The 12,688-nt window shown below is 50.4% G+C and carries 13 protein-coding genes; 2 read left to right on the top strand and 11 right to left on the bottom strand.

Annotated features, from left to right (window positions below; translation table 11 throughout):
• Positions 1–24 precede the first annotated feature (24 nt).
• A complete protein-coding gene (locus PP769_RS00825) occupies positions 25–621 on the bottom strand; it encodes a nucleoside deaminase (protein WP_312644032.1) in 597 nt (198 codons plus the stop codon).
• 547 nt (positions 622–1,168) lie between these two features.
• Between PP769_RS00825 and PP769_RS00820 the strand changes: the two genes are divergently transcribed.
• Positions 1,169–1,978 carry an SDR family oxidoreductase gene (locus PP769_RS00820; RefSeq protein WP_312644030.1) on the top strand — a complete coding sequence of 270 codons (810 nt, stop codon included), beginning with the start codon at positions 1,169–1,171 and terminating at the stop codon, positions 1,976–1,978.
• Between the two features lie 20 nt (positions 1,979–1,998).
• On the opposite strand, the gene PP769_RS00815 is transcribed toward PP769_RS00820, so the two are convergent.
• The 9 genes from PP769_RS00815 to PP769_RS00775 form a co-directional block, all read right to left on the bottom strand.
• Positions 1,999–2,934, bottom strand: coding sequence for a TraB/GumN family protein (locus PP769_RS00815; RefSeq protein ID WP_312644028.1), 936 nt, complete (start codon positions 2,932–2,934; stop codon positions 1,999–2,001).
• A gap of 353 nt (positions 2,935–3,287) precedes the next feature.
• Positions 3,288–3,707: a DUF6941 family protein gene (locus PP769_RS00810; protein WP_312644026.1), complete on the bottom strand. Its 420-nt coding sequence runs from the start codon at positions 3,705–3,707 to the stop codon at positions 3,288–3,290.
• Positions 3,708–3,785: 78 nt separating this feature from the next.
• The gene (locus PP769_RS00805) at positions 3,786–4,124 is read right to left on the bottom strand and encodes a DUF3147 domain-containing protein (RefSeq protein WP_312644024.1); all 339 of its coding nucleotides are present in this window, start codon (positions 4,122–4,124) and stop codon (positions 3,786–3,788) included.
• 25 nt (positions 4,125–4,149) lie between these two features.
• Positions 4,150–5,157 carry a ribonuclease Z gene (locus PP769_RS00800; RefSeq protein ID WP_312644022.1) on the bottom strand — a complete coding sequence of 336 codons (1,008 nt, stop codon included), beginning with the start codon at positions 5,155–5,157 and terminating at the stop codon, positions 4,150–4,152.
• Positions 5,154–5,849 carry a hypothetical protein gene (locus tag PP769_RS00795; RefSeq protein ID WP_312644020.1) on the bottom strand — a complete coding sequence of 232 codons (696 nt, stop codon included), beginning with the start codon at positions 5,847–5,849 and terminating at the stop codon, positions 5,154–5,156. Before PP769_RS00795 ends, PP769_RS00800 begins: the two co-directional genes overlap by 4 nt.
• Positions 5,850–5,913: 64 nt before the next feature.
• On the bottom strand, positions 5,914–7,137 hold the full coding sequence (locus PP769_RS00790) for an ABC transporter permease (RefSeq protein ID WP_312644018.1): 1,224 nt from the start codon (positions 7,135–7,137) through the stop codon (positions 5,914–5,916).
• Position 7,138: 1 nt separating this feature from the next.
• Positions 7,139–7,840, bottom strand: coding sequence for an ABC transporter ATP-binding protein (locus PP769_RS00785; protein WP_312644016.1), 702 nt, complete (start codon positions 7,838–7,840; stop codon positions 7,139–7,141).
• A gap of 20 nt (positions 7,841–7,860) precedes the next feature.
• The gene (locus tag PP769_RS00780) at positions 7,861–9,000 is read right to left on the bottom strand and encodes an efflux RND transporter periplasmic adaptor subunit (RefSeq protein ID WP_312644014.1); all 1,140 of its coding nucleotides are present in this window, start codon (positions 8,998–9,000) and stop codon (positions 7,861–7,863) included.
• 311 nt (positions 9,001–9,311) lie between these two features.
• On the bottom strand, positions 9,312–10,880 hold the full coding sequence (locus PP769_RS00775) for a TolC family protein (RefSeq protein ID WP_312644012.1): 1,569 nt from the start codon (positions 10,878–10,880) through the stop codon (positions 9,312–9,314).
• Positions 10,881–11,331: 451 nt separating this feature from the next.
• On the opposite strand from PP769_RS00775, the gene PP769_RS00770 reads away from it, so the two are divergent.
• Positions 11,332–12,099, top strand: coding sequence for a hypothetical protein (locus tag PP769_RS00770; RefSeq protein ID WP_312644010.1), 768 nt, complete (start codon positions 11,332–11,334; stop codon positions 12,097–12,099).
• 11 nt (positions 12,100–12,110) lie between these two features.
• On the opposite strand, the gene PP769_RS00765 is transcribed toward PP769_RS00770, so the two are convergent.
• Positions 12,111–12,668 carry an LOG family protein gene (locus tag PP769_RS00765; RefSeq protein WP_312644008.1) on the bottom strand — a complete coding sequence of 186 codons (558 nt, stop codon included), beginning with the start codon at positions 12,666–12,668 and terminating at the stop codon, positions 12,111–12,113.
• Positions 12,669–12,688 lie beyond the last annotated feature (20 nt).

Raw genomic sequence — 12,688 nt, 5'->3', positions numbered from 1 at the left:
GGGAAAGTGAAATAGGGCCCTCATCTACCTTTTCCGGCCGTTATACACTTCTCCGCCGTTTTGGACATATTGCTGGAGGACAGACGCGGCCCTGCCTCGCGCAATATCCGTGGTCACGGCGATCCCCCTCAGCTCAAGTTCCAACATCCAATTTGCAGGTTTGGGGCCCTCGTCAAAACCAACCGCTTCGGCGTCACTTCCTCTGGCGCCACAGACGATTTGCCGAACGCCGGACCAGGAAATCGCTCCCAGGCACATACTGCATGGCTCGCAACTGGTTACCAACTCATGGGTGGGAAATCCGATTGCTCCTAAATTATGAGAGCCCACGATTTGCTGTGCCATCAGCATCGCAACAACCTCAGCATGGGCAATTGAACTTTTCGACGAAAGGACGAGATTCACCCCTGGCGCGACCAGTTCTTGAGTGTCCAAGCGGAAAACCCCGGCTCCAAATGGTCCCCCGGTTCCATATTGAATATTGAGTTGCGCCAGGTTAATGACCAGGTCCATACGGGAATCCTGAGTCGGGTAGGTCTCCGGTTGTTGTACAAGATAATCGGCGACCCAGGCTGGTAACTCAAGGCAATATGGTTGAAACCGGGTAGAAGGGATGCTCATATCAGAGAGTCAGGGGTTTGAGTGGCAGAAGGTGTGGAAAACGGCTATCTGAAAAAACAATCCGAGGGGCTTGTCCCGTGAAAGGGAGCCCCTCGGATTATGTGGCAAACACCACAAAATGTGAACCTCATGTTCAATGTGGCCCATCAGTAGGCTAATGACGCGTTTCTCGTTAAGGGTTTGGCCGAATCTTCCAGATGTGAAGGTTGAAGATCCCTCTTTTGACTCATTATCATCAAGCTCAGTGCTATTCCCGCTGGCAGATGCCCTTAGGCGTGCTTGTGTTTGAGTAGGGATATGATTCGGCGTAAACGAGAAGGCCCGTCAGGAGACTGAGGCGGGTTTCGCCGCCGATGGGCCTACATGATCCGGTGGAGTAAGGTCGTCCATTTGAGACCCCCTTTCCTCTTTACGGTTTGAAAGGAGATGCACGCTCATGCTCTCCTTCCTTTCATAATCATCTTTCATGAGCGCAGATGTAATGCTACGCTCGTTAAAAAAATCTGTCAATAGGGCCCATCCCATTTCGATTCCTAAGGAAGGGACGATGAGTGAATTTACAAACCAGGTGATTCTCATTACCGGAGCGTCATCGGGTATTGGAAAAGCGCTCGCCTGTGCGTTGGCGCCACAGGCTCCCCGGCTGGTGCTGGTCGCGAGAAACCGGTCACGTTTGCAGGAGGTGGCCCTTACCTGTGAAAGCCTGGGAGCGTCTGCCCTGGTCATTCCGACGGACGTGACGGATCCCCATGCCTGTTCCGCAATGATTCAAGAGGTGGTGAATGGGTATTCCCGGATTGATGTGTTGGTGAATAATGCCGGGATATCCATGTGGTCGACGGTGGAGGATGCTCACGACGTGGAACTGTATCAACGCGTGATGGCGGTGAATTTTTTCGGCAGCGTGTACTGTACCAAATTGGCGTTGCCGTTCTTGAAGGCCACGCAAGGCAGGATTGTTGCCATCTCCAGCGTTGCCAGTTTGACGGGAGTGCCTGCTCATTCAGCCTATAGTGCCAGTAAGCATGCCATGAACGGATTTTTTGAGTCGTTGCGTATTGAGTTGGCAGGGACGGGAGTCACCGTAACCATTGTGGCTCCCGATTTTGTGCAATCCGAAATTCATAAACGAAGTATCGGGCCTTATGGACAACCTTTCGGGCGAGTTCTTGAAGGACATGCCAGATTCTTAACCGCGAAGAAATGTGCGGATATGATCATCAAGGGGATGGCCCGGCGGGAGCGACTGGTGTTTACGTCCTGGAGAGGACAGTGGGGTCGGTGGATGAAATTGATGAGCCCGCAGATGATTGATTGGATAGCCCGAAAGGGCATGGCCGAGGCTGATCGGCCGTAATGGGACATTCCTTTGCGGTTCTAGGGCATGGCATAAGACACTCGTTCAATCTGGTGGCCTTTTTCTCTCAGCAGCGCGAGTAATCCGTCCTTTCCCGCGAGGTGAGCCGCACCCACAATGATCAAGACGTTTTTCTCCTCTTGTAAGAACGATTCGATCTGGGGAATCCAGTTCTGGTTTCGTTGGACGAGCAGTTTTTTATAGAACAGCGGGTAGGTTTTGAATGACTCCACCAACTGTTCCAACCCGTCGAGGTTTCCCTGGTGCCAGTCTTTCACCATATGTAAGAACGCTTGCTCTCGTTCCTTTGAACCGGCGGCGGCGAGCGATTCCTGCAGAAGAGCATCTTGGATGGTGAATGGAAGAGTATCGAACACATTCAATTGGTCTTGAATGGTTTCCAGCCCGCCGGTCGGTTTTCCGGCATCCTTGGCCATGCGATAGAAATGGTTTTCAATTCCTAATTCAGGCCGGAAATCTATTGAGGAATCAAACCGTCCGCTTAACGTGAGATAGAGCACCCAGGGTTTGTATTGTTGGAAATCCTGAATGTTCCCTCCTAAGGCTTGAATCTTCTGTTTGACAAGCCCATACGTTTTTGGAGAGAGCACCGTTTTCAGGGTTTTACCCTTTGGGAGGGTGTACTGTTTTTCGTATTTAGAAAATGAGTCGGAAGAAAATAATATTTCCGGATCAATTTCAAATACGACTTTTTGTGAATTGTAATAGGCATAGGAGAAGGATCTGGTGAGAGGATAGTATTCTTCGGCCAACACGTGGATCGATCCCAAAATATAGACCGTATTCGAATCAGATTGGATTTTGTAAATCAGGCTATTGTTGTACCCATCCCCGACCACCTGGCCTTGGGCTGTACCTGTGCCTAAAACAAAGAGGATCAGGATGAACAGACAGCCTAGGCGTAGTTTACCCTGTTGGTGGTGCGATGCAGTCATTGCAAATCTCCCTATTTGAAATGGTAATTTTGTCCTGTTTTATGGGGAAAAAGGCATTTCCCCTGTAGTCTGACATCTTGATTGGATTTTTGGAGCCGTTGGTCGTCTCTTTCCGGATAGTTCATCGGTGACTAGAGGGAAAAGGTAAAGTGGGGGGGACCGGGGAGTGAGGTCGAGATTGCTGGAAGGTGTGGCTGCATCTTGTCGAATTCACCCGGAAAGGGCATGTTTTTACCCGGTCGATTTGTTGATATTGATCACGTTGTCCGGATTGTGGAATGAGCCCTGTCGGATTTTCCTGTCCCCCGCTCCATGCAAAGGGGGAGTCGATAGACGAATAAGCTAATATGAACTCAGGACTGTGGTGAAGGAGAGGAGGCTTGTTGGATAACCTGGAAATCTTTTTGGGTGATGAAATGACCATCGGCATACAGACGAAATTCATACCGTCCCGGCCCTGGAAATAGGAGATAGGGGATGTTCACGCCGAAGTCCTGGGTAGTTAACCTGTTGGAAATGTCAATTGGCGGGAGGGAACCTTTGCCGACAATCTGATCTTGATCAAGGTATACCAGCTGGATTTCGAATGCGTACCTGCCTTCCGCATCGGTGAGCGAAAAATATACGCCGACTTGTGGGTGCTGGCAGGGAAATGTCTTTGCCCAGAGATGGGTAAAGGCCCCAATGATGCTTTTTTTTCCTGTCAGACTATCGATGATAATGGTGTCACACACTAAAAATGCGTGAATAATCGGTTTAATGAATTCCGCCATGTTCGTCCTTCAAACCCGTCCAGATGATTTTCTAAAAACCTTTCTATTGTGATTGCGCGATGCTGAAGAAATTTCCTGCTAATCAAGAAACAGTCGGGTCAGCCCCACTCCCGCCACGTATAGGGTGATCGCCAAACCATATGCCGGCCAAAAGCCTAACTTGGGGACAAATGCAATCATCGCTCCCACATAGACAAACCATGGGGGAGAAAGCCAAATCATGTGTTTGGCAAATGAAATGGTCGGAGCCGACCCGGCATTGATAAAGATGAGGATAAAGGTCACTCCACTGATGACCGGCAGAGTGCTGGCCAGGGCAGCAAGGAACCCTCTTCCATGACTTCCCAGATACGTGGAGACACTCACTAATGTTCCGCCCAGGACAAAATACAATCCATATCTGACCCATTCCGGCATCGTCCCTCCTCATGTCATGTGATGACTACTCATGAAAGGCTTCCATGGCCTCCTGGTGAAGTTTGTCCCCCTGTCCGGTATACCTGGGAGAAAAATGAAAGACGACCAATTGTTCCACACCGGCTTTTCGTCCTAGCGTTCCTGCCTGGCGGGCCGTGAGGTGATAACGATTGGCAGCTTTGTCCCGGTCGGCATCTAAAAAGGGTGCCTCGCAAAATAGCGTTGTGGCCCCTTGGCATAACTGAATGATCCGTTGTTCATTGTCGGTATCATATCGGCAATCAACGACATAAGCGATTTTTTGCCCCTTGGTGATGGTTGTAAATTCTCGCTTTATGGTGCCTACATCAAATATGCGTTCCTCTTTCCGATGCTCAACATAAATTGTGGCGGAAAAGATGTGTGAATCCGGGGCGCCATCTAATATCAATTGCTTGACTTCTTTGAGCCAGGAACCCACTGGAAGGCCTGCCTCTTGGAGTCGGGCCTTCTTAATATTGATGTGAAAGGGTTCTTCCAGCGAAAAGGCCAGGGAAGGGATCCGATGGTTGAGTGCGACGGCTTTCACGAGAAGAGCCGGTTCTTGAAGAACCGGAAACATGTGGGAATGATCTCCTGGGATTAAGGTTTCCCAGTTACAGGCGAATGCGTTCTTCGCATGAAAATGCGCGGGTTGAATGTGGGTGGGGTGATATTCTCTGGCCTCGATGGTGAGCGGATATCCATCAACCAGATTCCAGGTATACCCACGAAGTTTGCCCTGAATATTTTCAATAAGGCCCGGTGGACCATGCAATCGAAGATTCTTGCCACGACCCAGGGCCACACGAATGAGCCGATCAAACCCGATAAAGTGATCCATATGCGTATGAGAGATGAAAATATCCTGTGCTCGTAAAAGCTGGGTTGGACTCAAACGCACATTATCCCCTAGGTCAAAAAGCAGAGCACGCCGGCTCCACCGTATATCGACATAGAGGCCGGGGTCTCCAAAGGGATGATTCACCAGATGAGGAGAGAACGAGGGTGTCATGACAATATTCCCCGTATGATGAGATAGAGAAGAATCACTTCCACGGCATGAGCGGCTATGACCGTATAGAGGTTGTGCATTCGCATCCATAGCCATCCCCACACGAGGCCATCCCATACGGCAATCCAATGTAAATCACGAAATGTCGACACCATGAAGGGATCAAATGAAAACGTCAGGGCTGATAGGGATAAGGGGAGAAAGGCCTGGAGGCGAATCCTGGTCCTCGAGAGGTGATCGGGTTGACGCACATGTTGAAACCATACCAGTAATCGGCCCAGGAGAAATCCGCGGAAATTCAATTCCACTGCCATAGCAATCAGAATAATGAACCATGGCATCATGATCCAAAACGGAACCTGGGCATGAGGGGTCTGAGAGAGAAAATTGATGTCCACTCCCAAAGCAGGCATGACGTACAAGATGACCCCGGTATTCAGTATTCCCAGCGTGAGGCCAACCGCAGTCCCTCGGGTAACCCCTGACTGTATGTTGGTGAATCCTAGCCCAAGTTTGTGCCGTAGATCTCCATTTTTGTAGGCCCAGGCGCTTAAGGCGGCATACGCCGTCAGTTGTGGAACAAATTGGACGGCCGTGTGGAGTTGCCAGTCTGCGGGTAAAAGGTAAAACCCGATAGTGGTGAGGATCGGCAGGAAGGCTAATCCTGCGGCTCGTTCTTTCTGAGGTATCACAGCTGGACAATGGGCATGGACGGTGTGGCCGGTTCCGGGTAAAACAGGAGCCCCCTCCTGAAACTTATTGATAGCGCAAGGCCTCGGCGGGCTCCAGTTTCGAAGCTTTCATGGCGGGAAAGAGACCGAATCCCACCCCGACAACGACCGCAAAGGCAAACGCAATGGCAATGGCGGTCGGCTGGACCACTGCTCCCCAATCTCCTCCGCCCGGCATGGCCCGAGCGACTACATCCCCAATGCCATAGGCTGCGAGAATGCCCACAAGAATGCCAATGGATCCGCCAATCACGCTAATGGTCGTGGACTCAATGAGGAATTGCAACAGAATATCCTGCCGCCTGGCCCCGATGGCTTTTCGGAGCCCAATCTCCCTGGTTCGCTCGGTGACGGTTACGAGCATGATGTTCATGATGCCGATGCCGCCGACGAGGAGGGCAATCACCGCAATGCCTCCAAGAACCAGCCGGAAGGTCAAAAGCGTTTGGTCCACGGCACTCAGAAATTCTCCCTGATTCCGGATATGAATGTCGTCTACCCCTTCGTGACGTTGAACCAGAAATTGATGCAGTGCCTGGGAGATTTCATCCATGCGCTGCCGGTCAGGTACATGAATGATCATTGATCGGATTTTGTCGGATCCCTGGAAAAACCGCAGGCCCGTGCTGATAGGAATGATCACCATTTCGTCGTAATCGTGCCCGTAAATCTCCCCCTTGGGCTCCATGATGCCCTTTACCGTAAATCGTTGATCGCCGATTTTTACGCCCTCTCCGATGGCGGGTTGGGATCCGAACAAAACTTCGGCTATGGTATGTCCTAATACCACGGAACGGTTCCATTCCTTGACGTCGGTGGATGAGACAAATCGTCCGGATTCGGGGCGGAAGTTTCGGATCTGGCTATATTCGGGTGAGGTGCCGGTGATCCGTCCGCTGTAGTCACGATCCCCCGCTTTTAATTGACCATCCAGCTCAATAATGGGAGCAACGACCAGATCCGGAAAACGTGTTTGAATGGCCAGAGCGTCGTCATAGCGGAGTTCCGTATTTCTCCCCGCAAAGAGCTGTCGTTCTTCAACGGTCAGCCGCTTTTTCCAGACAAACAGCAAATTGGTGCCCATGCGCTCAAGCGAATTCACCAGCCAGACTTGTCCGCCTTCCACTATGGCAATCATGGTAATGACCGCGGCGACGCCAATAATGACTCCCAACATGGTAAGCCCCGAACGAAGCGCGTTCCCTGAGAGATTTTTCAGCGCGTCCAGAAAAATTGAGCGTAACATCATCTTATCCCGGCACCGTGAGGGGTTGATGCATATATTCATCAGCCACGACTCTGCCATCTGCCAGGGTGATGCGGCGTTCCGCCTGCTGGGCGATGAGCGGATCATGGGTAATCATCACGATGGTTTGTCCATGACGATGCAGTTGCTCAAAGAGGGCAAGAATATCCTTCCCTGATTGACTATCCAGGTTTCCCGTGGGTTCGTCCGCCAGGAGGAGCGCTGGGCTGTTGGCTAACGCACGCGCGATCGCCACGCGTTGCTGTTGGCCTCCCGATAACTGATTGCTGTAATGGCGAAGGCGGTCTTGCAGGCCGACCTTGGTTAATAATGTCTGTGCAGTGTCGTGTTGGACTGTTCGTGAGGCGCCCGCATACATCAAAGGAAGTTGGACATTTTCCAAGGCGGTCTTCCGCGGAAGTAAATGGAAGGTTTGAAAGATAAACCCGATTTTTTTGTTACGGATGCCGGTTAAGCGGGAGTCGGGAAGAGTGTTGACCAAATCCCCATCCAGCCAATACTCGCCATTCGTCGGACGACTTAAACAGCCAATAATATCCAGGAGGGTGGTTTTGCCGCTTCCGGACTGTCCGATAATGGCCACGAATTCTCCCTTATTTACCTGGAGAGTGATATCAATTAAGGCCGGCACCTTGACATGCCCTGCTTGGTAGATTTTAGAGATGTGATTGAGCTCAATTAACATAGCCAAATCCACTTCCGGCGTTATCGACGAGCCTCTTCGGCTTTATAGGATGGGACGACGACCTGATCGTGTTCCTGAAGTCCTTGAGTGATGATGGCCTGCGTATCAGTCCGGAAGGCGACACGGACCTTCCGGGTCTGGGGTTGTCCTTCCACGAGCACGTCCACCACATCATCCCCTTTGTTGACACGTAGGACTTCAAGCGGAACGGTGAGGACATTCTCCAGCCTTGTTGTCTCAATATCGATGTTTGCCGTCAGCATCGGTTTTAAATCGGAGTGGGTATTTTTAATGGCGATAGAGACTTCATACGTCACCAGATTGTTTTCTTTCACCCCCTGGGCGGCAATGGCCATCACCCGGCCCGTAAAAATTTTTTCCGGTAAGGCGTCAAGCCGAATGTCCACCGACTGGCCAACCGAAACCCTTGGAATATTGACCTCATTGATTTTTGCTTTCACCACCATGTGGGAGAGATCGGCAATGCGCATGAGAATTGTTCCGCCGCCGAATGTGGCGGTTCCGGACGTAATGATTTCTCCGGTATGGACAAGAACTTCCAGGATGGTACCTTGGGAGGGTGACCGGACCTGAAATTCTTCAGGGCGAGTTTTTGAGGCAGACCCATCACGGTATCGTTCATACAGTTCCTTGTTGCCGCCTAAGGCCAATAAAAGTTGTCGCTCGGCCAACTCCAGACGAACCAGGGATTGTTGATAGTCCCGATGCGAAAGTTCCAATTCTTTTTGAGGGATAAACCCTTTTTTGAAGAGGGATTCGGCACGGATCCATTCCCGATGCGCGGTGTCCACGTTTAAACGTTCCTCCGAGATGCCTGCTCTGAGCTGGGCCACCTGGCGGGCCTGGCTGGATTCCTGTCGTATAATCGCTAAGACCTGATCCTTTTGAACCTCTTGCCCCGCACTCACAAACAATTGAGCGACTTCGCCGGAAAATTGAGATTTAATTTCAATGGTTTGAGAAGGCATAATCGTACCGGTCTCCGACACCTTCGTTTGAAGCGAGGTTCGGACAACTTCGACCACGTTGTGACGTGCGGTTTCAGGAGAAGATTGACCAGTCGACCGGGAATAATACACCCAACCACCCACCGCTGCCGCAAGTATGATGATGATCAAAATCCAAGATGTTTTATTCATATCTCTACTTGTATGGTAACAAGTCTAGCAAAGGCCTGGGAAATAGAAAGACAGGAAAGAGATAAATTGCGGGGTGAGAGGGTTGCTAGCTTTGCGCATAGGGGCATGATTTCATTCAGACAAAGTGGAGTGAAAAAGGAGAGATACGTAACAAGGACTCCCTTTGCTGGAAGCTTACTCAGCTTTGTAAAGGAAGGCCGGTGTGGTTATTTTGGTAAGGCCTCCCGCAAGGAGAATGGTGTGGTGGTCTTAACCTGAGCCTGGGATATCACCGGGGTGAGAATCTTTATGGGGATTTTTCATTTTTTTCTTTACTGAATTTCAATGTTGTAATGATCGAGTGTAGAGGCGGTGACGAGGCGAAGACGTGATAATGATTGGTTGTAGTCCAGAATGGCTCGTAATTCCCTACCTCGAGCTATTCGAAGATCTCTTTGGAATTCCAAAACTAATCGAGTGGTACTGAGCCCGAGATTGAGGCGTTCCTGCTCGGCGTTGAGTTGCCTTTCGGACAATTGGCGAGCCGTTTGATTCGTTCTGGTGCGCTTGAAGCTCGTCTGTACCTGACGGATGGCTTCTTTGACGTCCAGGATAATTTGTTGGCGAACACGTAGGAGAGAGACCTGGCTTTGTTGAGTTTCCAGGATCCGGCGTTGATATTGACTCTGCGCTGAGCGGTTTCCTATGGGGTAACTGAGGACGAGTCCTCCTCCCATGTTATAAAAATCCGTGCTGCCCAAACGATCCCAGTCATCCCGGGGATTTTTCCCCAGTCCGCTGAGACCGAGACTGCCCTGAAAAGAGAGGTCGGGTAGAAGCTGATTCTTGGCAAAGCGGGTATTGACGTTGGACGTGTCAATGTTCTTTTTGGCTTGAAGAATGTCCGGACGATGCTCGAATGCTAGCTCCAGGTTTTCTTTGAGCGGGGTTTCCTGAAGATGTTGAATGGGTGGGTCGAGCGGGACAAGGGGTGTGGATTGGGTCAGTTTGAATTCCGATTTGCTGAGCAGTAAACGGAGTTGGTCTTCCTGATCCAGAACGGTTTTTTGGGCCAGCAAAATTTGTTCGACCTGGTTGGCTACCCCTGCCTGAGCCTGAAGGGCCTCTACATCGGCCATCACCCCGGCTTTAACCTTTGCGCGGTTGCTGGCCAGCAATTCTTCTGCGGCCTGTAAGGTCGCGCGAGCGACTTTCAGATTCTCCCGGGCAAAAACGAGTTCCCAATACGCTTGCTCGACCTGGGCGATCACCGACAGGATCTGGTTAAGGAGTGTCAGTTGTTCCACATCAGCTGCGTTTTGTGCGAGCGTGATTTGAATGTTATTGATCGAGGGTCCGAAGTTACGAAGAAGTGGTTGCGTCAGATTAAAGAGTACATTGCTTGAATAGGCCGGGTTGAAAAGAAAGCTGGTTGATCCGGCTACGGAATTCCGTCTTGTATCGTAGGTCAGATCGTACGATCCGCCGGTCAGCAACTTTTGATTCAATCCCAGGCTGAAGTTTGTTTCATTTTGATCAAAGGTGTCCGGAATCGAACCCAGCGACACCCCTTCAAGGCCGAATATGGGCCTATTGAGTGGAACGACTGTCCGGTCGTACCGTCCGCCGAGCTCAACCGTGGGGTCAAATTGTGCCTGTTGAAAGACAATGTCGGTGAGTAGAATATCTCTGGTGTGTCGGCTCACTTGAATGTCCAGATTATGTTCTAATGCTTCCATGACGGCTTCCTGCAGCGTCAGCGTGATGACGGATTCAGATGGCAGGAGTTCCTGAAAGGACCATTCTTCCGTTTCAACGGGTCTGGGGGAACTGGCCTCACTAATCTGTGGCCCCACGAGTTGGTTAAGGATTATCACGGCCAAAAGAGCCGGTTGAGTCACAGATTGGAATATCGTGGTCCAGCGCATATCTGTTAATTTGATTCAAATTTCCAGGAGACCAACGCCAGTGTCAACCTATCAAAGCTCGATTTTTTCTGCAATTTTTTCTGGAAAATGGTTAGACGGAAAGGATGGCATTTGTGTTTTCGTGGGGCATCTGGATCTTATCCGGGCTCCTGTGAGAAGCGGGAAGGGTTCATGAATTTTTCCTGTCAGAACTTTAGTGCATCGTGAGGTTGGCGGGCGGGCGATGGTGCCCTGATGGTGCCTTGCCTTGATTGCCAAAAAGGGGTTGTGGACTTCCGGTGAGAATGCGTATCATCCTAAGCGCTATGGGTTTTCGTCTACTTAATATTCATGTCTTTTTGGGGTAGGGATGCTTATGAAACACGAGGAGTTGAGTTTACTTGAGAAGCGTTTTCTGTCTAGCCGAATGTCTTGGCAAAGGGTTATGGGCACACAAAGATCATGTGGTTATGGAGGACTGGTGTTGGTGACGGCCTTGAGTTTTCTCGTGATGGGGGTTTCGGTGGGATTTTCGGAAGAAGGACCTCAGGAGCTTCCCAAGCCGTTTCATAAAACAACTCCCCCTCTTTTTCAGGAATGGAATTTTGATCAGTCGTCGCTGAATGGCCTACCAAAGGGTTTTACGCAGGCTTTTGGTGGATCTTCAGGAAAAGGGGAATGGTCAGTCAAAGAAGATAGCAACGCTCCCAGTCCGCCCCATTTGGTAGAGCAACGATTACAGTGTGGGGAGGATTGGTGCTACCATCTTTTGATCGCAGAAGACGCTGTCGTTGAATATGTGGATCTTTCAGTCCGTTTAAAGCTTAATTTGGGAACACCGACCGGGAAAGCCGGTTTGGCATATGGGATCCAAGATGATAAAAACTTCTTTGCCACCGTTGTCGAACCCAGAACAAACGAGGTTGTAGCGTATGTCGTCAAGGATGGGCAACCAACCGAATTAGGAAGAGAGTCCTTGATCCTTCGATCTGGTGATTGGCACTCTCTCCGGATTCAACGAAATACCATTATCAGTAAGGAATTTACCGAAATCTCTTTTGATAACCACCTGGCCCTTGATGTCTACGATCAATCATTTAAAAAGGGCAAATTGGGATTGGTTGTCATGGGAGATGGCGGGTTTTCGTTTGATAATCTTCGTGCGATGGAATTAATGACCAATCGTCCCCTTTCCAGGCCGTCGGCTTATTAAGCCTGATGCTGCTAGCGAACGTCAGGCTCAAGTCGGTCTAAGATGAGGGGCAGCAGATTTTCAGGAGTGGTGGCTTCAAGGAGTAACGCCCGGTTTGTCCGGGTGAGAAACCCTTGATGGACTTGATGGTCGAAAAATCTCAACAGACCATCAAAAAACCCAAAGCAATTCAGAAGGCCACAGGGCTTGTGGTGAAGATTTAACTGCGCCCAGGTTACCATTTCACAGCATTCTTCTAATGTTCCAAATCCACCGGGTAACGTGATGAATCCGGCTGATAGATCTGCCATGAGTGTTTTTCGTTCATGCATGGTGTTCACAATATGCGTAGTTGTAAGTTCCTGATGTAGGAGTTCCTTCTCTGCCAGGTGCTTGGGAATAACTCCGATGACGGTCCCGCCTTCCTGTAGTACAGTTGATGCCAGCACCCCCATCAGTCCGATATTCCCCCCACCATAGACCAAGCCCATTCCTTGTTGGATGAGCGCATGACCCAGCCGCTGAGCCATGTTGGTAAATCCTGGGTCGTTCCCCAGACTAGAGCCGCAGAACACGCAAATATATCGCATGGGACAGGGTGTTTACTTTC

Source organism: Candidatus Nitrospira allomarina, assembly GCF_032050975.1.
Taxonomy (GTDB): domain Bacteria; phylum Nitrospirota; class Nitrospiria; order Nitrospirales; family UBA8639; genus Nitrospira_E; species Nitrospira_E allomarina.
The sequence above is the reverse complement of the archived record's forward strand: the minus strand, read 5'-3'. Positions and strand labels throughout refer to the sequence as shown.